At 60.2% G+C, this 22,959-nt stretch carries 31 protein-coding genes; 20 read left to right on the top strand and 11 right to left on the bottom strand.

Going from position 1 to position 22,959, the window contains the following annotated elements; translation table 11 throughout:
- Window positions 1-414: 414 nt before the first annotated feature.
- The 8 genes from xerC to BT179_RS12845 all read right to left on the bottom strand — a co-directional run bounded on the left by xerC (window position 415) and on the right by BT179_RS12845 (window position 6,930).
- On the bottom strand, window positions 415-1,563 hold the full coding sequence (gene xerC, locus BT179_RS12890; RefSeq protein ID WP_072432378.1) for a site-specific integrase: 1,149 nt from the start codon (window positions 1,561-1,563) through the stop codon (window positions 415-417).
- Window positions 1,560-1,772, bottom strand: coding sequence for a hypothetical protein (locus tag BT179_RS27000; protein WP_072432377.1), 213 nt, complete (start codon window positions 1,770-1,772; stop codon window positions 1,560-1,562). The genes xerC and BT179_RS27000 overlap by 4 nt, the downstream gene beginning before the upstream one ends.
- Before the next feature lie 670 nt (window positions 1,773-2,442).
- Window positions 2,443-2,733, bottom strand: a complete 291-nt coding sequence (locus BT179_RS12870; protein ID WP_072432374.1) for a hypothetical protein — start codon at window positions 2,731-2,733, stop codon at window positions 2,443-2,445.
- 15 nt (window positions 2,734-2,748) lie between these two features.
- The gene (locus BT179_RS12865; protein ID WP_072432373.1) at window positions 2,749-5,535 is read right to left on the bottom strand and encodes a toprim domain-containing protein; all 2,787 of its coding nucleotides are present in this window, start codon (window positions 5,533-5,535) and stop codon (window positions 2,749-2,751) included.
- Entirely contained in the window at window positions 5,532-5,771 is a 240-nt protein-coding gene (locus BT179_RS12860) for a hypothetical protein (RefSeq protein WP_072432372.1), read from the bottom strand. Before BT179_RS12860 ends, BT179_RS12865 begins: the two co-directional genes overlap by 4 nt.
- Before the next feature lie 75 nt (window positions 5,772-5,846).
- Window positions 5,847-6,212: a hypothetical protein gene (locus BT179_RS12855; RefSeq protein ID WP_072432371.1), complete on the bottom strand. Its 366-nt coding sequence runs from the start codon at window positions 6,210-6,212 to the stop codon at window positions 5,847-5,849.
- Window positions 6,209-6,688, bottom strand: a complete 480-nt coding sequence (locus BT179_RS12850) for a YmfL family putative regulatory protein (protein ID WP_305728569.1) — start codon at window positions 6,686-6,688, stop codon at window positions 6,209-6,211. The genes BT179_RS12855 and BT179_RS12850 overlap by 4 nt, the downstream gene beginning before the upstream one ends.
- Window positions 6,689-6,717: 29 nt before the next feature.
- A complete protein-coding gene (locus BT179_RS12845) occupies window positions 6,718-6,930 on the bottom strand; it encodes a helix-turn-helix domain-containing protein (RefSeq protein ID WP_072432369.1) in 213 nt (70 codons plus the stop codon).
- An 84-nt stretch (window positions 6,931-7,014) separates the two neighbouring features.
- Here BT179_RS12845 and BT179_RS12840 point away from each other — a divergent pair, with 84 nt between their 5' ends.
- Both BT179_RS12840 and BT179_RS12835 read left to right on the top strand, forming a co-directional pair.
- The gene (locus BT179_RS12840; RefSeq protein ID WP_072432368.1) at window positions 7,015-7,371 is read left to right on the top strand and encodes a helix-turn-helix domain-containing protein; all 357 of its coding nucleotides are present in this window, start codon (window positions 7,015-7,017) and stop codon (window positions 7,369-7,371) included.
- Between the two features lie 102 nt (window positions 7,372-7,473).
- Window positions 7,474-7,659, top strand: a complete 186-nt coding sequence (locus BT179_RS12835) for a hypothetical protein (RefSeq protein WP_072432367.1) — start codon at window positions 7,474-7,476, stop codon at window positions 7,657-7,659.
- A 36-nt stretch (window positions 7,660-7,695) separates the two neighbouring features.
- Here the strand turns inward: BT179_RS12835 and BT179_RS12830 are convergent, their stop codons facing one another.
- The 3 genes from BT179_RS12830 to BT179_RS12820 all read right to left on the bottom strand — a co-directional run bounded on the left by BT179_RS12830 (window position 7,696) and on the right by BT179_RS12820 (window position 10,856).
- Complete coding sequence (locus BT179_RS12830) at window positions 7,696-7,953, bottom strand: ogr/Delta-like zinc finger family protein (protein ID WP_072432366.1); 258 nt, start codon at window positions 7,951-7,953, stop codon at window positions 7,696-7,698.
- 73 nt (window positions 7,954-8,026) lie between these two features.
- Window positions 8,027-8,866 (bottom strand): phage portal protein, encoded by an 840-nt coding sequence (locus BT179_RS12825; RefSeq protein WP_256343840.1) that lies wholly within the window; start codon window positions 8,864-8,866, stop codon window positions 8,027-8,029.
- On the bottom strand, window positions 8,805-10,856 hold the full coding sequence (locus BT179_RS12820; RefSeq protein WP_072432365.1) for a terminase large subunit domain-containing protein: 2,052 nt from the start codon (window positions 10,854-10,856) through the stop codon (window positions 8,805-8,807). The genes BT179_RS12825 and BT179_RS12820 overlap by 62 nt, the downstream gene beginning before the upstream one ends.
- Before the next feature lie 162 nt (window positions 10,857-11,018).
- On the opposite strand from BT179_RS12820, the gene BT179_RS12815 reads away from it, so the two are divergent.
- The 18 genes from BT179_RS12815 (at window position 11,019) to BT179_RS12735 (ending at window position 22,953) form a co-directional block, all read left to right on the top strand.
- The gene (locus BT179_RS12815; RefSeq protein WP_072432364.1) at window positions 11,019-11,942 is read left to right on the top strand and encodes a GPO family capsid scaffolding protein; all 924 of its coding nucleotides are present in this window, start codon (window positions 11,019-11,021) and stop codon (window positions 11,940-11,942) included.
- 1 nt (window position 11,943) lies between these two features.
- Window positions 11,944-12,963: a phage major capsid protein, P2 family gene (locus BT179_RS12810; RefSeq protein ID WP_072432363.1), complete on the top strand. Its 1,020-nt coding sequence runs from the start codon at window positions 11,944-11,946 to the stop codon at window positions 12,961-12,963.
- On the top strand, window positions 12,960-13,682 hold the full coding sequence (gene gpM / locus BT179_RS12805; RefSeq protein ID WP_072432362.1) for a phage terminase small subunit: 723 nt from the start codon (window positions 12,960-12,962) through the stop codon (window positions 13,680-13,682). The genes BT179_RS12810 and gpM overlap by 4 nt, the downstream gene beginning before the upstream one ends.
- A 96-nt stretch (window positions 13,683-13,778) precedes the next feature.
- Window positions 13,779-14,249, top strand: coding sequence for a head completion/stabilization protein (locus BT179_RS12800; protein ID WP_072432361.1), 471 nt, complete (start codon window positions 13,779-13,781; stop codon window positions 14,247-14,249).
- Window positions 14,246-14,698 (top strand): phage tail protein, encoded by a 453-nt coding sequence (locus tag BT179_RS12795; RefSeq protein WP_072432360.1) that lies wholly within the window; start codon window positions 14,246-14,248, stop codon window positions 14,696-14,698. Before BT179_RS12800 ends, BT179_RS12795 begins: the two co-directional genes overlap by 4 nt.
- Window positions 14,685-15,368, top strand: coding sequence for a phage virion morphogenesis family protein (locus tag BT179_RS12790; RefSeq protein ID WP_072432359.1), 684 nt, complete (start codon window positions 14,685-14,687; stop codon window positions 15,366-15,368). Before BT179_RS12795 ends, BT179_RS12790 begins: the two co-directional genes overlap by 14 nt.
- An 11-nt stretch (window positions 15,369-15,379) precedes the next feature.
- Window positions 15,380-16,495, top strand: coding sequence for a DUF2586 domain-containing protein (locus BT179_RS12785; RefSeq protein ID WP_072432358.1), 1,116 nt, complete (start codon window positions 15,380-15,382; stop codon window positions 16,493-16,495).
- Window positions 16,496-16,501: 6 nt separating this feature from the next.
- Window positions 16,502-16,954, top strand: a complete 453-nt coding sequence (locus BT179_RS12780) for a phage protein (protein ID WP_042730971.1) — start codon at window positions 16,502-16,504, stop codon at window positions 16,952-16,954.
- Window positions 16,954-17,166, top strand: coding sequence for a TraR/DksA family transcriptional regulator (locus BT179_RS12775; protein WP_072432357.1), 213 nt, complete (start codon window positions 16,954-16,956; stop codon window positions 17,164-17,166). Before BT179_RS12780 ends, BT179_RS12775 begins: the two co-directional genes overlap by 1 nt.
- Complete coding sequence (locus BT179_RS12770) at window positions 17,163-17,459, top strand: hypothetical protein (protein WP_072432356.1); 297 nt, start codon at window positions 17,163-17,165, stop codon at window positions 17,457-17,459. Before BT179_RS12775 ends, BT179_RS12770 begins: the two co-directional genes overlap by 4 nt.
- Window positions 17,456-17,983, top strand: coding sequence for a lysozyme (locus BT179_RS12765; RefSeq protein WP_072432355.1), 528 nt, complete (start codon window positions 17,456-17,458; stop codon window positions 17,981-17,983). Before BT179_RS12770 ends, BT179_RS12765 begins: the two co-directional genes overlap by 4 nt.
- Window positions 17,980-18,507: a lysis system i-spanin subunit Rz gene (locus tag BT179_RS12760; protein ID WP_072432354.1), complete on the top strand. Its 528-nt coding sequence runs from the start codon at window positions 17,980-17,982 to the stop codon at window positions 18,505-18,507. Before BT179_RS12765 ends, BT179_RS12760 begins: the two co-directional genes overlap by 4 nt.
- The gene (locus BT179_RS12755) at window positions 18,504-18,794 is read left to right on the top strand and encodes a putative phage tail assembly chaperone (RefSeq protein ID WP_072432353.1); all 291 of its coding nucleotides are present in this window, start codon (window positions 18,504-18,506) and stop codon (window positions 18,792-18,794) included. Before BT179_RS12760 ends, BT179_RS12755 begins: the two co-directional genes overlap by 4 nt.
- 23 nt (window positions 18,795-18,817) lie before the next feature.
- Window positions 18,818-18,958 (top strand): DUF6890 family protein, encoded by a 141-nt coding sequence (locus tag BT179_RS27205; RefSeq protein ID WP_039013052.1) that lies wholly within the window; start codon window positions 18,818-18,820, stop codon window positions 18,956-18,958.
- A 5-nt stretch (window positions 18,959-18,963) separates the two neighbouring features.
- A complete protein-coding gene (locus tag BT179_RS12750; protein WP_072432352.1) occupies window positions 18,964-20,949 on the top strand; it encodes a phage tail tape measure protein in 1,986 nt (661 codons plus the stop codon).
- Window positions 20,946-21,263, top strand: coding sequence for a DUF2590 family protein (locus BT179_RS12745; protein WP_072432351.1), 318 nt, complete (start codon window positions 20,946-20,948; stop codon window positions 21,261-21,263). Before BT179_RS12750 ends, BT179_RS12745 begins: the two co-directional genes overlap by 4 nt.
- Window positions 21,260-22,432 carry a baseplate J/gp47 family protein gene (locus tag BT179_RS12740; RefSeq protein WP_072432350.1) on the top strand — a complete coding sequence of 391 codons (1,173 nt, stop codon included), beginning with the start codon at window positions 21,260-21,262 and terminating at the stop codon, window positions 22,430-22,432. The genes BT179_RS12745 and BT179_RS12740 overlap by 4 nt, the downstream gene beginning before the upstream one ends.
- Window positions 22,429-22,953 (top strand): phage tail protein, encoded by a 525-nt coding sequence (locus BT179_RS12735; RefSeq protein WP_072432349.1) that lies wholly within the window; start codon window positions 22,429-22,431, stop codon window positions 22,951-22,953. Before BT179_RS12740 ends, BT179_RS12735 begins: the two co-directional genes overlap by 4 nt.
- Window positions 22,954-22,959 lie beyond the last annotated feature (6 nt).

Below are 22,959 nucleotides of genomic sequence, written 5' to 3'. Positions count from 1 at the left end.
AGAAAAACAGCACGATTCGAGCTTGCTGACAGGCTCAACCTAGGCCTGGCGGGTGTGTTGGGGGGCATTACGGGTAGGAGTGAGAGACCGTCAACGTTGCGCTGATATTGAATTGTAACGGGCAGGCATGCGGATAACGTTTGGCTGTCGATGGAGGTAAGGCCTTTTTGGTCTGATCGCGGCAAGTCGGCTTTAGGGAATTACCAAAACCCGGAAACAACAAAGCCCTCGCATGTCTGCGAGGGCTTTGTTTTGTATGGTGCCGGCACCAGGAATCGAACCCGGGACCTACTGATTACAAGGAAGGTGCTTCATAGATGTAAATCAATGACTTAGGTGATTTCTTATTACGTCCAGATACGCCAAGGCCCGCGTATAAGGCGGGCCCTGTGTCGCTTATTACGTCCGATTTGCTCAGTCTGCAGAAGGGGAAACAGTAGGTACGCTGTGGTCGTAGACGTCCATCATCTTGGGGTCGCGGTGGCCACTTGCTTCTTGTTTGTCCGCCCGGTTGCCTACCGTGTCGGTGATGCCTCGCCGTTTCAGGTCATGGAGGCCGAACCGTTGTTCCGGTGTGATGATTTCGTCGGCGATGGCCAGGGTAATGAAGCGTTGCCAGGCGGTGTCCAGGCTGGACTTGCGAAGCGGGCCGCCGTGGCTGGCCACGATAATATTCCGTCGTGACGGTGCGATAGGTATCGCTGTTTTGCGTTTTGCCCAAACTTTGGCTCGATAGGCCTTTGCGTGGTCCCAAGCCTTTCGGAGCCGGGGTGTCCAGCGAACAATGTTGTCCCGGCTCCCCTTCCTCCGGTTGGTCAGAATCCCGGTCTCTAGCTCGTTCGCGTCGGTTAACGTTACGACCTCGATTCCGCGCAGCCTGCAGAGATACGCCAGTTCCATCACATAGCCGAGGTATTCCGGACAGCCGCCTTTTTCGCCTCGTATCAGAAGGCCTCGGGCAATTGCTCGATCGATGAGGACATCCATGACTTGATGGTCCGGCAGGCGGCGTTGTTTGCGTTCGACGGGTGCCTCAATGCCCAGGGCGGGGTTGACGTCCAGATAACCGCGATTGCGGCCCCACTGCAGAACGCGCCGTAGATACCGAAGAACATGCGCAGCTTTGGACGGAGTACCTTCGTCTGCTAGCCGGTCGACAATCCGTTGTACCAGAGCGGAAGTGAACTTGCGCACCGCTAAGTCGCCAAGGGGCTTTTCCAGCTTTGTGGGCAAGTTCAGCAAGACGTCCCGTGAATAGCTGTAGTCGTCATGGGTTTTGGGACTGAGCTTCTTAAAACGGTCGCTCTCATGAAACTGGCTGCAAACGTAGCGGAGTGTCCCACGGTCGACGTTGGAGGCTTCGTCCATGATCTGGTGCAGCTCAGCCAGAGAAACGTCCGCTGGCGCAATGTTGCGCCGCCGCTGTTTTCCCGTTTCGTCATAGTGCAGCGTGTACCAGACCCGACCTTTTCGATGGTCAAAGTAAACGGCTGCTGGCAGAGCGGCCTGGTCGATGTGGTCGGGTATGTGCGGATTGTGCTTCCGCTTCCGTGCTTTCCTCATAGGATGTCGGCGTCGTATCTGTCTGCTGTGGCTGGCTTCATACCGGCGGCCTGGTTTATGAGATCCAGCGTGGTCCATGGCCCGGTCCGGCCACGGAACAGGCGAACGCCTTGGTTGATCAACGACCGTTCAACATCAGACCGGCGTTGATAGCCGGTAATACGCTGCAGGTCGGTGAATACCAGGACGTTGTCCGATCGAGAGTTCATTGCTAGCCCTCTGTAAACTGAAGCACCCCGGGCAGTCTAGCCCTGCGGCCGGGGCATGGTTATTAGAAAATGCGATGCAAACTGCTGAGATCTATTGACCAAACTTAGCGTGCGTAGCGTTTTGCCCGAGCTGCTCGAGCTGCAAGTTTTTCCGCCATCAAGGCTGCCCATTCCTCTGATTTCCTTTGCTGACGTAGCTTGCTGCAGGTCTGATGCCGGCGGGTTGAACGAGCAACGCCACAGATATCGCAAACGCTTGGCAGGTCGAGGCGTTTACTGGCCATCGCCGGCCGAGTTCGGGTATAGCTGCTCATAGGGATGTTCCGGTAGTGATTGGCTTGGCCAAGAGTTCTGATACCACCGCCGCTTCGTGCGGAGCGAGATCCCCCAGCAGTCGAGCCATGTTGGTGACAGACTCGAGCCGGATCCGAGCATCGGCCGTTTTCTGCACTTGGTAGTCGAAGAGCGCTGTGCCAACGATTCGGACGGCCATAAGGTGTCGTGCCGCCTGCGTAACCTCAGGCGGCGATGTGGTAGCCTTCGGGTCGCTGCTGCTTTGGTGCTGTGCTTGCATGGTTTTGCCCCCAGTGGTGGTTGGTGTCGGGGAGCTGCAACTCCTCGGCACCGTTCATTTACCGGCTTTGCCGGCTTCAGAGACTGATGGATTGGCTCAGGCCTTTCGCACCAGGTGAATTACCAAGTCTTCAAATTCCCCTTCGTCGTGGCAGGACTGCCACTCCAGAACTGCCTGGATCTGTTCGCGTGAACAGCCCATGACGAGGATTTCGCCTTGGCCAGTGCTGGCTCGAACTTCAAGGATCTGCACCAGCCCTTCGGTGCCATAGGCTTCGGCGAAAACTGTACGGCCTTCATAACCCAGTTGAATCATCACGCCATTGAGGCGACTGATTTCATGGGCCGCGTTGTCAGGTTCCTGCTCAACAATCACTTGGATGTGCATCGATCTGCCTCCTGGTCAGGCCTTGAAAATCCAGCATTTGACGGTGGGGCAGCGGGTGACCATGGGGTTCTTGAGCGCTTGTGCAGAGCGCACGGCGCTGTCTACGGCCTTGTAGTCGAGATACTTGTGGCTACGGGATTCTTTGAGCAGGTCTTTCAGCGTGGTGACGTCGGCGAGCTTCTGACGATGCTCTGCAGCTCGCTCGGCAAACTCGTTGAGGTTGATGGCGATGACGTCCGGGTTCTTGCTGTGGTTGACCAGGGGCTCGTCGTAGATCGATTCCAGATAGTCATAAACCTGCCAAAACTCGGCCACGGCACTGTGGTCTGCATTGGTGGTGCTCTGCCGCTCGAGCGCCATTTCGACGATCTGCCGGCGCGTGGAGCTGACTTGCACCTCGGTCAAAGTGGTGACCAGGCGAATGGCGTCCAGAAGGGCAAGCAACTGAGCGTGGTTTTTGATGATCCGCTCGACACCGATGTAGCCCCGCAGGCTGTTGCCGCACTTACTGCAGACACCTTCCCCCTTGAACTGGGTGTCACATGCGAAGCAATGCGTGTGCAGCCGACGCAGCTTGGTTTCGTGCTCAGGAAAGCGCTTGCTGAATAGATCCATTACCTCGGCCTCTTTGCGTACCGCCTGCAAGAGGAAGTGGCTCAGCGTCTTCCCGTCCAGGGCGTTGAGTTTGTCCGCTGCTGCGCGGCTTTCAGGGGTGACCACCGGCCGAATGAAGTGCAGCTTCACGATGCGCGTCATGATTGCTTCGTGGGCAACCACGGGGGCGTTCTGGCTGATCGCGATCGTGCCGCGAAACGGCGGCTCGTAAGTTTCGTTGCCCGCAGTTTTGACGCCCTTGGTCGCCAGCGTGCCACCGCCGAAAAAGTCTTTCAGCTCGTCCCATTCGAAGGTTTTGGCATGCGCCTTATCTTCGCTATGGCGGTCTGCTTCGAGGAAAACGACCGGCATTCCGGACACCTGCCCCATCAAGCGCGACCGCCCGGCCTTGGTGGACTTCATCGGATCGAACCCTTCATAGCCTTCACGGCCGAGCAGCTTCCACAGCAGGTTGAGCAAAGTAGTCTTGCCGGCGCCCGCTTCGCCGGTGGCCTCGAGGAAAGGGAACGACTGATAGCGGGCGCGGATCTGCTCGCAGAACAACGAACCAAAGAAGAACAGCAGAGCCGCCAATCCTTGGGTGCCAAAGCAGATCCAGAGCAGGCGCAGCCACTCCTCGTCGTAGCCTTTGGCATCGCGCTGCAGCTGCACCGGCACGCCCTTTTGCAGGGTCTTGAGGCGCATTTTCCCGAACTCGAAATAGTCCTCACTGTTCACCGGGTAAACGTTGCCATCCTTGATAGCCACGTCGCCGTAGATGTAGCACTCGTATTCCTTGCTGTAGCCCACGTAATCAATGGTGGAGACGGTCTTGATGCCATAGAGCTGGTCTTTCATGAGCTTGTCCAGCTGCTGGCCGCTGCCGGTGTACATGGCGCCAGCGGCCATCCCTAGCAGTCGCTTTTTGAACTCGCTGGCGGCGGCGAGCTGACCGCTGGTGAAGGTGTTCTTGACGCTGCCGGCGTCATGGGGGAAGTCCACACGTAGGTAGTACCAGGACTCGTCGGTGACTTCGTTCCGCTGGAAGTACAATGCTTGCGGGTAGCAGTTGGCGATTTCCACCACGCTTCCGGACTGCTGCAGCGCCTTTTCGCGCATTTGAGATTGGTTCAGCAGTTGATCGTCGTGGCGTTCACTGTCCTCGAGGTCCTGGATCGCACGGTTGTATTTCTCCATGTCCAACTTGAACCAATAGAGGCGGTTGCCGAAGCCCAGGTGGAATTCGCCGCGCTTGTTCCAGTCGTACATCAGGAGTGCCTTTTCGGCGGCGCTTTCAGCGATCAGCAGCGCGCCCTGGTGGCGGATCTGTTTTATTTCTGTAGCGATCTGGGCGGCTCGCTTTTCATCGTCTTCGATGAAGGCCCAGCGCTGATGCAGGTCGTTCCAATCGACCTTGCGGCCGTCGCGCTGAGGGATCTGTCCTGCTTCGCAGACGAACCCCATTTCACGCGCCTGTCGGACCCAGCGGCGGGTGTAGGTATGGGCACCTGGTTCGTTATCCAAAGCCCACACGAGCTTCGGCAACTTGTCGGTGCGATCGCGCAGCAGCGCTTTCAGCGACTCCTCGGGGAAGGCGTTCGATGACATTGCGGACACGGCAGAAAAGCCGTTATGAACCAATGCGATCGCGTCAAAGATCCCTTCTACAATCCAGATCTCTTTGACCTCAAGCAGATCCACGCATGGTGGGCACCACCACACGCCCCGGTAGGATTCACCCGGCTTGAAGCGAGCTTTCATTTTTCCGAATCGGGCAGGCCGGTCTATGAGGCGTTCCCAATATCCGCCCTTTTCCAGGGCGAAACGCACAGTTGCACTGCCCGCCTGATCATGGATGGAATAAAAGGTTTCTTGGGTAAACCATCCTGTGATCAGCGAAATATTGAAGCCGCGGGCAAACTCAAGATATGCCCGTGCGGTCGCTGTAGGAGCGCTTTCGGTCGCCGGTGCGCGCTTGCTCCAGTCTTCAAACAGGTCGTCGTAGATCTCTTTCACATGAAGCGTGTGACCACACTTTTCCTGCCTGCCGCAAATGAGCTGCCAAGGGCTGTCGTACCGGGTGTAAAGCTCCCTCTTGTTGCACTTTGGGCAGGTCCCGCCACGCATGTACTTCGTTTGGGCGCGGTGCTTGAGCCCGAAATCGGATTCGATGCGCTGGAGAACATCGTGACGTAGGTCTTCTTTCATGATTGCTTCACTGCTTTGAGGCTTAGGGAGAGGGCCGCCATCAGGCGTTTTTGCGCGGCCATCACCGGGGTTTTTTCAAGAATCGAGCTGTGCCTTTTTTCCTGCGGCACATACCGGTATTCATCTGCGTACCAGTAGTCGTTGAGGCTCAAGCGGTACTGCTCACGTATGGCAACCAGAAGCGCCTCGGCTTCTGCAGGTGGCAGCTGGGTGGTCAAAATCACGATGTTTCCCATCTTGAAACCTCAATTTTGGGCGCAGCTCACCCAAACCCACGGGGTGTGGGACAGGCGTTTACTTGGGGGTTGGTGTTACGAGTTGGCTAAGCGAAAGCGCCCGATATCCGGTGCGTTGATAATTCGCTCATAGATGAGGCTCACCGGCACGACCCATTGGTTGCCGGTGACAGGATCAACAATCACGGTGTGGGTCGATGTGCTGCTCTGTATGTTCAAGCGTTGGCGATCACGCACGGCGACCATAGCGCCGTTAGCAAGGTGCACGATCTTTTCAGCGAGCTGTGTCAGCACGTCGTAGTCCGCTACCAGGTGTTGCACGGCCCGGCTGAATAGCTGTTGATCGTCGTTCAAGTGTTCGCACTGGTGCCGCTCAAGAAATGCCAGCGCAGCGTTCTGCAACATGTCTTGATATTCCATCACTGCAGGCAAGGCGATCATTTGATTTTCTCCGATTTGGCTCGATAGAGATCGATGGCGGCATAGACCTCTGCGGTGCGTGCGGCCATGTGGAGTGTGTGAGCATTCAGGATGAGATCCGCTTCATCCTCGTTAATCCAACCGTCCTCAAGCGCCTGGGCAATGATCTGGTCCACCGCGCCTTGTTTCGCTGAGGCCTGCATATGTCGGGCATACATCTCGACGTTGTCCAATTGATCCGGCTCGGCCACCAGGACGAACATGCCCCCGTACATCTTCGCCACGTAGTTGGCGAGGTGGTGGGTTCCTGTTTCCTGTTCCAACTGGCGGATTTGGATATCGGTCAGCGGCCTGCAGTTGTTGTTTTCGTAGGCGTGGTTATCGAATTTTTTCAGCGGCAAACCGATCCGTGCGGCCGCGCATTCGCGGCCGCCTGGATAACTGCAAATGATGGCGCTGACGACTTCACGCCGAGTTTTTAGAACTGGATTGGTCATTTTCTGCTGGTCCCTCAGAACGCTGGCCATTACTGTGCAATCACGCCGTTTTTGATTCCAAGCAAGACGGCAGCGCGGTGTGCCTCCCCTCGGCGACATTGGCTTTGGCCACTCAGTACCGCGTAAACGGTGCTGGCATTCAGTTGGTGTTTTTCAGCGAAGTCTTTTACCGACTGTCCCCGCATTTCCAGCGCTTCACGCGCTTTCTGGCGAGCTTGCTCGGTGATGCTTGAGTTGGGCATAGTGCAGATCCGTGCAATTTCATGTGGTGTGAGATGCACAATGATGCACTTAGGTGCACTTGTAAATACTAAGGATGAAAAAAAGTGCATCTTTCTGAAGAGATAGGTTCTCGCCTCCAGCAGGAGCGCAAGCGATGTGGACTCACGCAGCTCCAGGTCGCCGAAGCCCTCGGAATCGCCAAACGGACGCAGGCAAACTGGGAATCTGGAACGAGCGACGCCACTGCCTCTTACCTGAGCAGAGTCGCCAATGAATTTGGCTTCGATGTCTCGTACATCCTCACTGGAGTTCGAACGACGCTTGCCAGCAGTGCCCTGAGCCAGGTTGAAGATATTCTGATCAAGCAGTACCAAAACCTGCCGGATGAGGACCAGAGGGCGATTCGGCGCTACGTCAGTGCGTTGGCAAACGCCGCCGCTACCGAAGGGGGGGCGAGGTAGGTTGTTACACAGCATGCGCATCGTCTGATCTGGCATTCATAACTCTCCGCGCTTCCCGTCCGATAAAGCCGATTCAGCAATGCACTGTAAGGAGTAACAAGCATGTTGGATCGCATGAACGCCGACGTCGGTACCGTTGAAATTTTGACATCCGCAGGGGATGAGCTTTCGTATCTTGAGCGTCGATTGATTGGGCTCTTTCGACGGCTGAGTAAGCGCGAGCAGGAACATTTACGGAGGCTGACCGAGGCGCTGAGTGCTCACCCTGAAGAAGTCGACGGAGACTGACACTGCAGCCGCCGGCTCTGTCCAGTCGGCGGTTTGTCATGCGCCAGCATGCGATCCCAGCCTTTCAAACAGCTCACGTTGTTGTGCCCTAGGTAATTCCATCAGCCGGTCCAAGAGCAGCCTGTCGAACGTTTGAGCCGACGGGCTGAGCGTGTGAGAGAAGGTAAGATTCGACACCCAGGTGTGCCCACATTTGGCATCGAGACACTGGCAATACAGCTTGGCGAAGTCCGTAGACAGTGCCTCGCGGGATGCAATCCTGCCTTTGTGTCCGCATTTACAAGTGACTCGCATATTCCCTCCCCAGGGTGAATCAAATTGCCATCATCCTATCGCAACATGCAAAAAAATTCTCTTTTTGGGTCCGTTATTCGACTGTTTCCACGGTTGTAGGTGTTCTCCATTCAATCCTGCGGTCTTGCCGCAAGGCGTTGTTGATTTGGCTGAAGAGCTGGCAAATCGGTCTGATCTCGTTGCTTGTGTAAACTCGATCAATCTTTTCGATATCGCCAAACCCGCCGCCGTTTTCGGGAATGATCCCCGCCAGTGCTGGATTCATACGCCACGCGGCGATCACATCGTTACGGGTGATGTTCTTTACCTTTTCCAGCTCGTCCTTCGCCTGGAAGTCCCCCACGGGGATGATCTGAATAGCGTTCTCCTTACCGTTGGGGATGTTGACGAACATCGAGCGGAAGTTGCCCACCCCTTTACTGGCGCTGATCTGTGCGCGCAGCTCATCTTCGTCCTCTTCTGTTAGGTCCGGGTCGTTCGTGTAGAAGATGTAACCCGCATGAGCGCCGTTGCTGTAATACCGCCGACGGAACAGTGTCGCGGCTTCGTTGAGTAACAGTGCCTGTAAGCCACCGAGGTAGTCCGGCACGCCGTAAATGTTCTGTTCTACGTCGTAATCCATGACGTGCTCGATCTCGTCCTGGTCGAAGTCCAGGTACTTGTTATCCGGCAGCAGCATCCGGTAGCCGCCATCCACTTTCACCCGCATGTTGATCGTCGGCAGGTGCTGCATCTCCAGGACCTGGCCGAACGCATTGGTGTCGCGATAGAAATACGCCTCCCCAAACACCATGTAGTCCAGGCCGGCCTGGCCCATGGTCTGCGTGCTGCAGCCGGCGGAGGGGATGAACTCACGCAACAGCAGGTTGCGCTTGAACTTCGGAATGGCGCCGTGGTGCGCGTTGGCGCGCAGCAGCTTGGCCAGCCCCGGCCGGGAAACTGGTGGCTTGTAGATTTCGCCGTCGTCGCTGGGGAACACCCCCAGGTATTCCCCGATGTTGCCGGACAGGACCTGTTCCGGCTCGCCGAATGTGAACGCCCGCATGGGCTGTTGCTGACGCGCCTGCTGGGCGACCTGGCGTTTTTTGTGTCGTGGCTTGGACATTGTTTCCGCTCGTGAGGTAGCGGCTACGGCGCCGCTTGTTCGTGTTCAAGGGTTCATTGGCCAGGGCGTGCATGATCGCCCAGGCGATATCGGCGTGGCCGGTGGCGTCGGTGCGTGAGGCGCTGTAGGTGATCTGGCCGCTGCCCGTGGCGCCGCGCTTGATGGTCAGGAAGGCCTGGGCGATGTCTGTCCAGCCGGCATCCCATTCGATGCGGCTGCCCTGGATGGTGTCCTGGGCTTTGAGCACCAGGGCGTTCTTGGCTTCAAGGCTGTAATGGATTGGCGTCGCCTTCGAGTAGAAGTCACGCACCAGGTCGAATACGCCATAGCCCACGCCGGTGACATCGATGCCGATGTGCTGAACGTTGAAGCGCTCGGTCAGCTTCTTGACCTGGGCGGCCTGGTAGGTGAACGAGTGCCCACGCCAACTGTGCTTTTCCAGGATCCGGAACTTCGCCCCGGGTTCGAGTGGCGGCGCGATAACCACGCACGTCGCGTCGTCGCGGGTACGGCTCGGGTCGTAGCCCAGCCAGACCGGGCTGTTGCCGAATGGCCGGTCATCGTCGGGCTTGTAGTCTTCCCACAGCGACAGGTCGGAGTAGCAGCGCTCCAGGTCTTTCAGGCCGAACGCGCTCTGTGTGCTGTCGATGAACTTGCAATAAAACAACTGCTGGAACTTGTCCTCGTCGTATTCGAGTTGCAACTGCTCCAGGTCGAACAGATCGCAGCCGCCGGCGATCGCGTCGTCCAGGGTAATCGTCTTGCGCCATTGGCCGTCCGGACACAGCGCGCCCTGGGTGTATGCCGCTTCGCTCGGCCAGGTTCCACCCGCTTTCTTGCCGCGTTTGCTGTTGCGGAACTCTTCACCGGACCAGAACGGGTACGCCTGGTGCGACACCGCACTGGGCGTCGAGAAATAGGTTTTGCGCCATTTCTTGTGGGTGCCCATGGCGCTGGCCACGGTGCTCAGTTTCTCGAAGTCGCGGATCCAGAAATATTCGTCGACGTAGACATGGCCATGGTAGCCCTGGGCGGTGCTGCTGTTGGTGCTGAGGAAGCGCAGCTCGGCGCCGTTGCTGAGTGTGATGGGGTTGCCGGTCAGCTCGATACCGAACCACTGCTGAGCGAAACCGACGATGTAGCTACGGAAAATCTCCGACTGCGCTCGGCTGGCCGACAGGAACACCTGGTTGTCCCCAGTCAGCACCGCGTCCATGAACGCCTCGCCGGCGAAGTAGTAGGTCAGACCTACCTGGCGGCTTTTCAGGATGTTGCGGATCCGGCGCGTCAGCGGGTTCTGTTTGGCCTCGAACAGCTCCTGCTGGTAGCGGTACATCTTGGAGATGAACTTATCCAGGAAATCGACTTCGGTCAGGCCGCTGATGTCGTTCTTGGCTTTCTTCTCGCGCTTCTTGCCGCTGCCTTCGCCTCGACCAGGTCGTTCACCACGCGAGCCTTGGCGACGTTCCTGAGGCTCGGCCGGAGACTCGCCGTTCGGCGCCGGTGACGGCTTGGCCGCTTGCTTCAATAGCCGCTCGCGCACCGTGGTCAGGCGATCCAGTTCGTTGAGTTCGTCTTTGGTCAGGCTGGTGGCTTTGTCCAGTAGCAGGGTGATGCGCCGCCCTACAGCCGTCAGCGGTTCCTCATCGGACAGCATGTCCTCCCAACCACCCTGGCGGATCCAGTAGTAGACGATCCGGATGTTGGGCAGGTTGAGCTGCGCCTGAATTTCCTTGGCCTTGCAGCGGCGCAGGAAAAGGCGTTTGGCGGCTTCTTTAACTTCGGTCGAGTAGTACATGGGCCGCAGTCTATGCGGCGAAAAGGCGGGAAACGCGGGGTTAAATGCCACGATCCGCCTATATCTCGAATCTAGGAGATATGCGCAATTGAACCGTTTGTTTGGGGGCAAACGGCTCCCTATCGTGGCGGCAATTCAACAGATTGAGCGCAGTTTGCCCCTATGCCCCGTTCCCTTGTCTCCTACTGGAAACGTGTTGCCACCAGCGGCCCGACCGTCGATGGCCGCGAGATCCTGCCCCAGGAACTGCGCGACTGCGCCGAAACCTACAACCCAGCGCTGTACACCGCCGTTATCTGGTGCGAGCACGAGCGCTGGTCTGGCTCGTTCGGAACGGTCTATGCCCTTCGCCTGATTGAAGAGGCCGAGGATCTGGAGCCTGGCCAAGTCGCCCTTGAAGCGCAGTTGAAGCCCAACGACAAACTGCTGCGCCTCAACGATGCCGGGGAAAAACTCTTCTCCAGCGTCGAGATCCTCCCGAATTTCCGCGGCCGAGGCAAAGCGTACATGACTGGCTTGGCGGTCACGGATGAGCCCGCCAGCACCGGCACCCAGGAACTCTACTTTTCCAACAAAACCAGCCGCGCCTCTTACTACGCCGCATCGGTTGAGCTGGGTTCCTTTCACGACAAAGAACCCAAAGGCGAGCTGGGCAAGCTGACCGCCTTACTTACCGGATTATTCAAGCGGTTCAGTCTTGAGACTCCGGCCACCGACACCCCTACCACCCCAACCGAGAGCAAACCCCCAATGGATGAAGCTACCGCAACGGCTTTAAAAGCCCTGCTGGAACAGCTGCTGGTCGTCGCTGCCGGCATTCAGGCCGTCATCGAGCCCGCCGCCGCAGACGCACCCGATGCCGACCAGGGCCTGGTCGATGACGTGAGCGCAGCCGTAGACGCGATCGTCACGACTGCCGAAGAAGAACGCGAGTTCAACAGTAAAGCCGCCGCCACCAACAAGCAGTTGCTGGCGAGCATGGCCGCTTTGCAGAAGCAGTTCACTGCAATGCAGAACACATCCACCGGTCGCCAGCTTCCACGCAACACCGGCCCGGTAACCGCAACCAAGAAAAAGGTGCTCTGACATGGCCCAGCCACTGAGCGCCAAAGGCGCCAAGCAGTACGCCGAGTTGCAGGAGGCGATGGCTGAAGCCTACGGCGTCGAACACGCCAGCCGCATGTTCAGCGTTGATCCGTCGACCGCTCAGGAACTGAACGACGCGATTACCGCCAAGGCCGACTTCCTGGAGCGCATCAACGTCGTTCCGGTCAGTGAAATCAAGGGTGAAAAGGTGTTCATCGGTGTGAACGGCCCGGTCACTGGCCGCACCAACACCAAGACCACCGACCGCGAGGCCAAGGATGCGTCGGCGCTGGAAAACACCACCTACGAACTGAGCGACACCCAGTCCGACGTGGGACTGCCATACGCGAAGATCGATGCCTGGGCTAAGTTTCCCGACTTCAAAGACCGCTATTCCGCCGCTGTGCAGAAGCGCATTGCCCAGGACCGTATCGTTATCGGTTTCCATGGCACTCACGCGGCAATCCAGACCGATTTGGCAGCCAATCCCAAGCTGCAAGACGTGAACAAGGGCTGGCTGCAACAACTGCGCGAGCAGGCCCCGCAGCAAGTGCTCAAGGAAGGCAAGGTGGCCGGCAAGGTCACCCTCGGCCCAGGCGGTGATTACGCCAACCTGGACGCCCTGGTGCATGACACCAAACAGATGGTCGACGAGATCCTGCGCGAAGACGGCGACCTGGTAGCAATCATCGGTTCGGACCTGTTGGCGGCCGACAAGGCCAAGCTGTACACCAAGCAGGGCGATACCCCGACCGAAAAAGAGCGCATCGAAAACCTTCAGGTCATCGCGACCTATGGCGGTCTGCCGTCATTCAGCGTGCCGAACTTCCCGGTCAACGCCGTGCTGGTCACCAGTTGGGACAACCTCTCGATCTACTTCCAGGATTCGAGCTGGCGCAAGCAAGCCGTGGACAACCCGAAACGCTCCCGTGTCGAGGATTACAACAGCCGCAATGAGGGCTACGTGATCGAGCAACTGGAGAAAATCGCGTTGACCGAGAACGTGGAGCTGGTCGCATGAGCCTGGCCCTTGCCCACAAGCGCCGCACCTTGGCTTTGGGGAGCGCAGCCGTAGTCGCGGCTGCCGCCGCGCCGCTGGCGTATTCGCCGGCGGAATCCCTGAGCAGCCCGGCCAATGCCAAGAAACACCTGCTGCTGATGGAAGCCTCTTTGGACCAGGACCTGGAGCGCCTGAGCGCGCTCAAGAACCTGGCCAGTAAGCAGGCACTCAAGCGTGAGGAATTGCTGCCCAAGTACCAGGACTTCATCCAGCGCTACATGGAGTCGGGCCTGGTCATGCCGAACCGCGTCCTGGTGCAGGTGATGATCTGGCTGTTCGACACCGAGCAGTTCGAAGACGGGCTGGAGCTGGCGGACTTTGCTATCGGGCAAGGGCAGGAAATGCCGGAGCGCTTCAAGCGCCGCGATGTGCAGACGTTCGTCGCGGACGCTGTGATCGAGTGGGCTTATACCGAATACAACGCCCAGCGCAGCCCGGAGCCTTATCTGTCCGATCTGCTGCCGCGTGTTGACGGTGAATGGGAGCTGACGGAGCAGATCCCTAGCAAGTACCACAAGTTGATTGGCATACGCGCCATGGAGGCCGAGCAGTGGGAAACCGCGCTCAAGCACTTGGAGCGCTCCTCCGAGTTGTATGCCAAGGCCGGCAACGAGACACGCATCAAGAAATGCCGCAAGGCACTGGCAAAACAAACACCCGCCGTTCAAGGCGCCGAATAACCGACTACCCCCCCAGCGGGGAACTGTGGACGTGAGTCTGCCATTTATGGCCAGCCCCACGAGAAACAGTCTCCCCGCCCTATTTGAGCGGTCAGCATGAGCTTTTCCGGGAAACCCACCACCTTTGTGGACCAGACGATTGAGAATGACGGCTTCTGGCCGAACCTCTCCGTGTCCGAATTCCAGAAGGGCTATCGCCTGCCGGCTGAATTCCTGGGCGATCTGCTGACCGATGCCCTGACTATCGCCATGGTCGAAGTCAACGAGGATCTGACCGCCGCAAAAGCCACCCTGCAAGATAGTGGCGTATCCAATCTGACCGCTGTTGCAGGCGTGCGAACCCCCGCAGGTTGGGGCTTTGCGCACAAAGCAATGCTCTACAAACGCGCCGTTTACTGCCGCGCCAAAGCCAGCGCGTTGCAGCAGTTCGCGACCGTGACCCGCCGCGAAAGCGCCGAGAACACCGGCAAGGAAGCTCCCGAGCGTGAAGACACCTTTCTCGCCTTCAGCCAGTCGGCCGTGCGTGCCTTGCAGGGCCGTGGCCGCATCACGGCGGCGCTGCTATGACCAAGCTGCAAAGCCTCACCGCCTATCTGCTGGAGCGCCGCCTGGTCGAGCCTGAACTGCTTGACGGCTGGACCGAGCAGGTAACGCTCAACCTGGTGTGGAAACCCGACCTGGACGGCATGCACCTGGGCGACATGCGCTACCGCGCCGCGATCGTCCTGGAGAGCTTCGCCGACCATCCGGCGCGACTGATGGCCCTGATCGGCAGTTGGCTGGAAACCCACGATCCGGACCGCGATCGGCACGAATTGCCGGCGCCGCAGTTCGCCGTCGAGCCGCTGGACAATGACCTGTTCGACGTGGAAATCAGCCTAGAATTCGTCGAGCCGCAGTACCTGGCCGAGGATCCCGCCGGCGAGATCCAGGCCTTCGGCAAGACCTGGGCATTCGTTCCTTTTGACCTGTGGATTGCTGAACGCGGCGAGGTGGCCACCGATGGCCGGGCGTAGCACGTTCGAACTCGACGTACGCGGCCAGCTCGGCGTGCGCGAGCAACTGGCGTTGCTGAGCCTACCGCCCAAACTGCGCCGCCGGTTGCTCAACCAGGTCACCAAACGCGTGCGGACGATGAGCCGCAAGCGTGTGCGCGATCAGCAGAACCTGGACGGCTCGCCCTTTGCCCCCCGTAAGGGCGACGGCAAGGGCAAGAAGAAGATGGAAGCCGGTCTGGCCAAGCTGATGGTGGTGACCCGCCTGAGCGCCGACGAGGCGGAACTGGGTTGGAAAAACGCCCTGACCCGCTGGGTCGCCACCCAGCAGCACAACGGCGTCAGCGAGCGACGCACCGCCGCGCAGATGCGCCGCTGGAACAAGACCGCACCGGGCCTGGCCGCCAGCGAAAAGCAAGCCAAGCGCCTGCGCCGGCTGGGGTTCCGCGTGCGCCAGGCCGGCAAGAAAACGCTGTCCCGACCGTCTGTGGCGTGGATCCAGGAACACGTGAACTACGCCCAGGCCGGTCTGCTGATCCGCATCCTGGATGACGAGCGCAACGAGTCCAGCGGCGCGCAGAGCTGGGAAATCACCCTGCCGAAACGCCAGTTCATCGGCGCCAACACCCAACGCGACACCAGCCTGTTGGTTAACCAGGTGTTGCAACAAATCCTAATTTCACCCCGCTAGCGAGGCACTGCATGGCACTCGGTCAAGTCACCGTCGACAATCTCAATCTGGGCCAGGGTGCCGTAACAGAGATTGAGCGCTACTTCCTTTTCATCGGCCCGGCCGGAAAGAACGTCGGCCAGTTCATCCCGCTGAACACCGACAGCGACCTGGACGCTGCCCTGGGCATTCCGGCAAGCGACCTGAAAACCCAAATCACCGCCGCCCGTCTCAACGGTGGCCAGCGCTGGGCCTGTGTCGCGGCACCGATCGGCGTCGAAGGCAACTGGGCCGAAGCCCTGGAGAAAGCTCAGCAGCAGGGCTTCTCCGTGGAAGCGGTAGTGATTACCAAGCCGGTCACCACGTCCGCCGAGTTCACAGCCATGCACGACGCGGCTGTGTCCTTGAACAACATCTACGGACGCCGCGTGTTTGTCATGGCCGCCACTGCCGGCATCACTGCCGAACAGACCTGGTCGCAGTACGTCGCCGAGCAGAAAGCCCTGGTGGCGAACGTCGCAGCGCCGCGTGTCCTGCCGGTGCCGCAACTTCATGGCAACGACCTGGGCGTGTTGGCCGGCCGCCTGGCCAACGCTGCAGTGAGCATTGCCGACAGCCCAATGCGGGTGGCCACCGGTCCGGTGCTCGGTCTCGGCCCTGTACCGATCGACGGCGACAAGGTGCCGCTGCCCTCGGCTGTTCGCAGTGAACTGGACCGCGCCCGTTACTCCGTTTCGCAGACCTACCCGGATTACCAGGGCGTGTACTGGGGCGACGGCAACATGCTCGACACCCCTGCCAGTGACTTCCAGGTCGTGGAATACCTGCGCATCACCGACAAGGCCGCTCGCCTGATCCGTCCGCTGCTGATTCGCCGGGTGGCCGATCGCCGACTGAACAGCACACCCAACAGCATGGCGGTCAACACCAACCAACTGATGGCCCCTCTGCGCGCCATGGCCAAGTCCACCTCGTTCAACGGCGAGGTGTTCCCCGGCGACATCGAGCCGCCGAAGGACGGCGACCTGGTGCTGAGCTGGCTCAGCAAAATCAAGGTGGCGGCCTACATCAAGCTCAAACCCCTCAACTGCCCGAAAGACCTCACGGCGAACATCGCCCTGGATCTTTCCACCGATAAAACGGAGTAACGCGCCATGGCAAAGATTGGCGGCAAGAACTTCGACGTGAGCCTGGGCGACCTGTCGCTGCACGTCGAGAACTGCACCCTGGACATCACCGACAACTCGGCCGTGGCGCAAACCCGGGGCGTGCCCGATGGCACCGTGGACGGCGACGTAGCCGCCGCCGGCGAGTTCGAGCTGGATACCACCAACTTCAATTTGCTGATCGACGCGGCGCGGTCGGCGGGCAGCTTCCGGGCGCTCAAGCCTTTTGACGCGGTGTTCTTCGCCAAGGCCGGCGAGGACGAGGAGCTGCGCGTGGAGGCGTTCGGCTGCAAGGTGAAAATCTCCAGCCTGTTGGCGATCGATCCGAAGGGCGGCGAAAAGTCCAAGCACAAGGTGCCGTTCGACGTCACCAGTCCGGACTTCATCCACATCAACGGCGTGCCGTACCTCGACGCGACCGAGATCGAGGGCCTGCGCTGATGGTGGATTGGTTCGACCGCGCCCAGGAACTGGAGCAGCGCCAACGTGACCAGGCAATCCAGGCCCAGCTGCGCCAGCCCCGGCCGGTCGGGCCAAGCCTGACCCATTGCCAGGACTGCGACAACGAAATCCCGGCTGCACGCCGGGCCCTGGGCGGCATGACCCGCTGCGTCCCCTGCCAGAGCGGCCACGAAAAGAGTAAGCGCACATGACCACTGAAGCCGTTCGCCTCGGATCGATGGAGCAGAAAATGGCCGTGATCGAGCACCGGTTGACTGAGCTGGAAGACCGCCACGAAACCGTCCCGACCCGCGTCACGAAGCTGGAACAAGGCTTTGAACACATGGCTCGCCAGCTATCGGAACTCAACGCCGGCCAGCAGACGCTGACGGTGGCGGTCAATGACATCTCGTCGAAAGTCGGCCGCCTGCTGACCATCCTGACGCTGGTCGGCGCGGTGCTGCAAATGGTCGTGCCGGCCGTGCTGCGAGTGTGGTTCCCGTGAGCCTGCGCGGAAAGATCCAGGCCGGCGCGCTGGCGCTGGCCAGCGCCCCGCTGGTGGTCTTCCTGGGCACCTGGGAAGGCCACGGCCAGAACACCGTCTATGCGGACAAGCTGGCCGGTGGGCTGCCCACCGTCTGCAAGGGCATCACCCGCCACACCAGCCCCTTTCCTGTTGTGGTCGGCGACTACTGGTCCGACGCCCGCTGCGCCGAGGTGGAACAGTTGGTGATCAGCAAAGGACAGTTGCAGTTGGCGGACTGCATCACCAACCAGGATGTGGGCCAGAACACCTTCGACGCGTTGAGCAGTCACGGGCATAACGTCGGCACGCCCGGCACCTGCGCCAGTCGGGCGGTGGGGCTGATCAACGCTGGGCGCATTGCCGAAGGTTGCCGGGCGCTGGCATGGGCGCCGGACGGGAAAACCCCAGTCTGGGCCTTTGTGACCGACGCCCAGGGCCGCAAGCGGTTCATTCAGGGCCTGCACAACCGCCGACTGGCCGAAATGGAGCTGTGCCTGAAATGAGCCTTTCCCTGTTGCGCCTGGGGCCGTTCGCTCTGCTGGCCGGCCTTGTGGCCTGGCTGGCCTTTGATTCGATCCTGGACCAGCGCGACGACGCCCGACGCGAGCGGGACAGCGTGCAATGGGAAGTCACAGGCCTGCGCGAAGCGGCTCGCATCAGCGGGCAACGACTCGCGGAGCGGGACGCGATCGATCAACGAAACACCACGGAGCTGAACCATGCCCTTACTGAAAACGAACGCCTGCGCCGTGCTGTTGACACTGGCGGTCAGCGGCTGCGCGTCAACGCCACCTGTCCAGCCGCCGGATCTGTGTCCACCACCGCCGGCGCCGCCCGCCTGGCTGATGCAGGAGCCCCCGAACTCGCTGCAGACGCTCGACCGGATTATTTCACCCTCCGAGATCAGCTCGCCCTCAGCCGGCAAATGATCCTCGGCCTACAGCAATACGCCACCGGGATGTGCCAGCGATCGCCGGCACACCAGGCCAACACCTTTACCCACCTCAACGAGAGATCCACCCCATGAGCCAACAGAACACCGAAATCACCCTGGAAGTCGGCGAACAGGAATTCACCTTCAACCTGACCCCGGCCGACGTCACCAAGTATTTCAATGCCCTGACCCAAACCAACAAGGTCGCGCCCGGCAACAACCTGCTGATGACCACCGTGCTGCAGGAACAGAAAGCCGTCCTGAAACCCTTGCTGGCCAACCCGGTGATGGTGATGCAGCTCGCCGGCGCGCTCCTCGAGGAGTACGCCCCCAACGTTGAGGTGATCGTAAAAAAGCGCTCGAGCACGCTGAGCGCCTGAGTGAGAACGGCCTGGGCCAGTTGATGGCCCTGACGAACCGCTGGCTACCTGGAGCCGAACCCACGCCCGAGGCGATGGGAACGGCCAAGTGGTTGGAGGACGAACACTGGAGACGCATGGAATTTGCCGTGGCTAACGGCATTGCCCTTGCGCTGAATGGGTAACGACATTGGCAGACCGTAGCGCCAGCCTGGCTTTCATCCTGAGCCTGACCGACAAGGTCACCGCGCCCCTGGGCAAAGTGAAGATGGGGTTTTCCGAACTGGCCGACCAGAGCGAAAAACACATCAAGACCATCGGCCTGGGCTTGGGTGGGCTGACGGCGGGCGTGGTCGGGATCCGCGAGTCCATGGAGCCAGCGCTGGAGGTCAACCGCGCCTTGGGCGACGTCCGATCGTTGGGTGTGGCTGAGGATGCGCTGTCAGCGCTCAATGCCAAGTCCCTGGAGTTCGCGGTGAACTACGGCGAGAACGCCCAGGAGTTCGTGGCCTCGGCGTACCTGATCGAGGGCGCCATCAAGGGCCTGGCCGGTAACCAGCTGGCCGTTTTCACCAACACCAGCAACTTGCTGGCCAAGGCCACCAAGAGCGATGCCGAAACCATGGGCGAGTACGTCGGCACCCTCTACAACCTGCAGAAGTCCCAGGCAGATGCCATGGGCAAGGGTGAATGGGTCGAAAGGCTCGGCGGCCAGACCGCGCTGGCGGTCCAGCTGTTCCGCACCAGCGGCGCAGCGATGAAAGATGCTTTCAAGGAAGCCGGCGCCATCGCCACGACGGCGGGCGTCGACCTGGCCGAACAGATGGCGGTCATCGGCACCCTGAGCAGCACCATGGAAGGGGGCGATGCCGGCGGACGCTACAAAGCGTTTTTCGAAAACCTCAGCACCGCCTCGGACAAACTGGGCGTCAAGTTCACCGACCAGCAAGGCAAGATCCTGCCGATCATGACCATCCTGGACAAGCTCCAGGGCAAGCTCGGCGACCTCAACAGCGCTTCGGCCGGGGCCAAGCTGCTGGAGGCTTTCGGCGGGGAAGGCGCCCAGGTGATCGGCGCGCTGGCCAAGGACACCAGCCGCTTGCGCAACGGCATCGAGCAGTTGGGCAAGGTGCGCGGCCTGGAGAACGCCGAGAACATGGCCAGGGCCATGGTGGACCCGTGGCAACAGTGGGCGTCCCTGGTCGAAGTTATGCGCGTGGTGTTTGGCCAAGTGCTGATCCCGGTGCTCACCCCGTTCATGAACCGGATGATCGAGATTGGGAAAACGCTGGTGCGCTGGTCGCAACTGTTCCCCAACATCACGCGCCTGATCGGCATCACCGCGTTGACCATCATGGGCATCGTTGCGGCCATGTCATTGCTCACCGTCGTCGTTGGCGTATCCAGAATGACTTGGATGAGCCTGGTATCAGTCTGGAAAGTCGTCCAGTTGCTGAACCTGCGCACCGTTGCCGGCTTCGTCCTGCAGAAGCTGGCCATCCTGGCTTACATGGCCGTGATCTACGCCTTGAGCGCCGGCCTGGCGCTGGTGCGCGGCGCCATGCTGCTGTGGCAGGGCGCGATCTGGCTGGTCAATGCCGCGCTGCTGGCCAACCCGGTGGTGTGGATCGTGGTCGCCATCGTGGCCCTGGTCGCAATGGTTGTTGCCGCCGTCTACTACTGGGACGAATGGACCACGGCCCTGATGAACACGGCCGCGTTTCAGTTCGTTGCCGAGCAGTTCCAAAAGCTTTCCGACTGGTTCGATTCCATGGGCGGCTGGTCAGGCATGGCCAGGGCCGCCTGGGACAGCATCGTCAGTATCTTCACCCAGGCCGTGAACGGCGTGATCGAGCTGCTGAACAGCATTCCGGGGGTGAACATCGAAGCGCGCTTCGGTGGCATGCCCGAGGTGCCCGGCATCGATGCAGCGGCCACCGCCGCCGACACTGCCAGCGCCGCGCAGAAGGCCCAGCAGACCATCAATGCGGCCATCCCCAGCCTTTCCCCGACGCGTCCTGCAGCGGTGCCGCCTGGCGGCCTGCTGACCAGCATTCAGAACAACAGCAGCAACCAGAACAAGGGCACCCATGTGGAGAACGTGAACATTCACACCGGCAAGGCGATGACGCCGCTGGAAGTGGAAAACATGGTGGCCATGGCGGTGGGCGGATGAGCGAGTACGTGGATCTGTTGATCGTGGACAACGACCTGGCCCTGGATCCGTCGCGCCAGCCGCTGCTGATCGATGACCGCGCCTGCATCGCCCAGGACATCGCTCACATGATCCGCGACAGCGGACTGTTGGTTGTCCTGGTCGCCGAGCGTGATCGGTTGCGTCAACGCGATTGCATCCAGCGGTTGGAGCTGCTGGTGGAGGACGACGAGCGCCTGGTGCCGGGCACTGCGCGCATCACTCAGCAGGAGCCTGGCGTCTACCTGGTCACGGCCAAAACCCTGAAATTCGGATCGATTGAGGTAACCCTGTGAGCGTCGATTTTAAAAAGGTGATCGCCGAGACGGGCATCCCGACCACGGAGGCCGGCCTAAAAGCCGCCTGGGAGAAGGAAGTCGAAGCCCAGGGCGCCAAGGTGGCCAACACCAGCAGCTATTCGCCTTTTTGGCGGGTGATGACCGCCCTGGTCACCAAACCGGTGCTGTGGCTGCTGGATTTTTTGTGCCTGACCGTCCTGCCCAACTTCTTTGTCAAAACAGCGGAGGACGCTTGGCTGGACACCTTGGCGTGGGCGGTCAACGTCGAGCGCAAGGGGGCAACGAAGGCCAAAGGCAAATTGCTGTTCACCCGGACCACGCCTGACGGGGTGATGGAGCTGGAAAAGGGCATTGTGGTGCAGTCGGCCGCGATCAACGGCAACGTGTACCAGCTTGTCACGACGGCCGCCGCGACCTTCCAGCAGGGGCAACTCCAGCTTGAAGTGCCGGTGGAAGCGCTGGAATCGGGCAGCGGTTTTAACCTGGCACCTGGTTACTACGCCATCTTGCCCGTTCCGGTCCCGGGCATTGTCCAGGTCGTCAACGGCGACGGCTGGCTGGAATCACCTGGTGCAGATCCGGAGCCCAACGACCAGCTGCGCCTGCGGGTGCGTAACCAGTTCTCGGCGGTGAACCAGTGGCACACGGACGCGGTTTATCGCGCCATGATTTCCGCTTTCCCGGGCGTGCGCCCTGATGGCGTTTACTTCGAACACGGCGCACCACGCGGACCAGGTAGCGCGAACGCCTATGTGCTGTTTGATGCCGGCGTGCCGGCCAGCACTTACCTGGACCAGATCAATGCGCACATCCGCGACCAGGGCAATCACGGCCACGGCGACGATCTGCTGGCCATGGTCATGCCTGAACAGATGGTCAGCCTGCAGTTGAACGTCTGGCCCTTCGCCAACCAGACGCCGGCGCAGATTGCCGACCTCACACACGAAATTGAGTTGTTTGTGCGCGCCGCCTTTCGCGAAAGCACGCCTCGGGATTACCAGCCCACGCTGACTTATCCGCAATCACGATTCAGTGTCAGTCGCTTGGCCCAGGAACTACACGAGCAGTTCCCAGGGATCGAGTCCGTCAAGTTTGTGCCCATGGGGGATATCGTCAGCGGGTTGTCGATTCCCCGGCTACAGAGCCTGAAGGTGGTGATCCAGTGATCAAGCTGAAACTACCTTTTTGGCTGGAAGGCACCGAGCTTTCCAAGCTCACCCAGGCCGCCCAGGCCTGGTGGGAAACCGTCACTGGGTGGCTGCGCTGGCCCTATTCGCAAATCGACCCAGACACCTGCCACATGAGCATCCTGGACCTGTGGGCCTGGCAGCGCGACGTCACCCGCTTTCCGGGCGAGCCCGAAGCGCTGTTCCGCCTGCGCGTGAAGTACGCCTTCATCAACTCCGTGGACGCCGGAAGCACCGCCGGCATGAAGCGCATTTTCCAGCGCCTGGGCGTGGGCTACGTCGAGATCGAGGAGCGCCAACCCGACCGAGACTGGGACGTTATCCAGCTCAAGTTCAGCAACACCCAGCTGTCCCTCAACCCTGAGCTGCTACGCGTGCTGATTCAGCAGTACGGCCGAACGTGCCGACGCTACGACTTTGTGACCATGACCCCCATTGCGCTGCAAGTCGCCGTGGTGGATTTCAACGACGACCAGCAAACGCTGGTTGCCAGCCTGTAGGAACGC

This window comes from Pseudomonas sp. NFACC43, assembly GCF_900119645.1.
Taxonomy (GTDB): domain Bacteria; phylum Pseudomonadota; class Gammaproteobacteria; order Pseudomonadales; family Pseudomonadaceae; genus Aquipseudomonas.
Note: the sequence above shows the minus strand (reverse complement) of the source record. Positions and strands in the feature narration are given on the sequence as shown.

Bases quoted from the DNA above. Each gene is read 5' to 3' on its own strand.
- BT179_RS12870 (WP_072432374.1), bottom strand. From the start codon at position 2,733: ATGCACATCCAAGTGATTGTTGAGCAGGAACCTGACAACGCGGCCCAT.
- BT179_RS12780 (WP_042730971.1), top strand. From the start codon at position 16,502: ATGGCAAAGATTGGCGGCAAGAACTTCGACGTGAGCCTGGGCGACCTG.
- BT179_RS12755 (WP_072432353.1), top strand. From the start codon at position 18,504: ATGAGCCAACAGAACACCGAAATCACCCTGGAAGTCGGCGAACAGGAA.
- BT179_RS12800 (WP_072432361.1), top strand. From the start codon at position 13,779: ATGAGCTTTTCCGGGAAACCCACCACCTTTGTGGACCAGACGATTGAG.
- BT179_RS12770 (WP_072432356.1), top strand. From the start codon at position 17,163: ATGACCACTGAAGCCGTTCGCCTCGGATCGATGGAGCAGAAAATGGCC.
- BT179_RS12775 (WP_072432357.1), top strand. From the start codon at position 16,954: ATGGTGGATTGGTTCGACCGCGCCCAGGAACTGGAGCAGCGCCAACGT.
- BT179_RS12830 (WP_072432366.1), bottom strand. From the start codon at position 7,953: ATGCGAGTCACTTGTAAATGCGGACACAAAGGCAGGATTGCATCCCGC.
- BT179_RS12810 (WP_072432363.1), top strand. From the start codon at position 11,944: ATGGCCCAGCCACTGAGCGCCAAAGGCGCCAAGCAGTACGCCGAGTTG.
- BT179_RS12760 (WP_072432354.1), top strand. From the start codon at position 17,980: ATGAGCCTTTCCCTGTTGCGCCTGGGGCCGTTCGCTCTGCTGGCCGGC.
- gpM (WP_072432362.1), top strand. From the start codon at position 12,960: ATGAGCCTGGCCCTTGCCCACAAGCGCCGCACCTTGGCTTTGGGGAGC.
- BT179_RS12835 (WP_072432367.1), top strand. From the start codon at position 7,474: ATGTTGGATCGCATGAACGCCGACGTCGGTACCGTTGAAATTTTGACA.
- BT179_RS12860 (WP_072432372.1), bottom strand. From the start codon at position 5,771: ATGGGAAACATCGTGATTTTGACCACCCAGCTGCCACCTGCAGAAGCC.
- BT179_RS12785 (WP_072432358.1), top strand. From the start codon at position 15,380: ATGGCACTCGGTCAAGTCACCGTCGACAATCTCAATCTGGGCCAGGGT.
- BT179_RS12790 (WP_072432359.1), top strand. From the start codon at position 14,685: ATGGCCGGGCGTAGCACGTTCGAACTCGACGTACGCGGCCAGCTCGGC.
- BT179_RS12845 (WP_072432369.1), bottom strand. From the start codon at position 6,930: ATGCCCAACTCAAGCATCACCGAGCAAGCTCGCCAGAAAGCGCGTGAA.
- BT179_RS12865 (WP_072432373.1), bottom strand. From the start codon at position 5,535: ATGAAAGAAGACCTACGTCACGATGTTCTCCAGCGCATCGAATCCGAT.
- BT179_RS27000 (WP_072432377.1), bottom strand. From the start codon at position 1,772: ATGAACTCTCGATCGGACAACGTCCTGGTATTCACCGACCTGCAGCGT.
- BT179_RS12855 (WP_072432371.1), bottom strand. From the start codon at position 6,212: ATGATCGCCTTGCCTGCAGTGATGGAATATCAAGACATGTTGCAGAAC.
- BT179_RS12745 (WP_072432351.1), top strand. From the start codon at position 20,946: ATGAGCGAGTACGTGGATCTGTTGATCGTGGACAACGACCTGGCCCTG.
- BT179_RS12815 (WP_072432364.1), top strand. From the start codon at position 11,019: ATGCCCCGTTCCCTTGTCTCCTACTGGAAACGTGTTGCCACCAGCGGC.
- BT179_RS12820 (WP_072432365.1), bottom strand. From the start codon at position 10,856: ATGTACTACTCGACCGAAGTTAAAGAAGCCGCCAAACGCCTTTTCCTG.
- BT179_RS12850 (WP_305728569.1), bottom strand. From the start codon at position 6,688: ATGACCAATCCAGTTCTAAAAACTCGGCGTGAAGTCGTCAGCGCCATC.
- BT179_RS27205 (WP_039013052.1), top strand. From the start codon at position 18,818: ATGGCCCTGACGAACCGCTGGCTACCTGGAGCCGAACCCACGCCCGAG.
- xerC (WP_072432378.1), bottom strand. From the start codon at position 1,563: ATGAGGAAAGCACGGAAGCGGAAGCACAATCCGCACATACCCGACCAC.
- BT179_RS12795 (WP_072432360.1), top strand. From the start codon at position 14,246: ATGACCAAGCTGCAAAGCCTCACCGCCTATCTGCTGGAGCGCCGCCTG.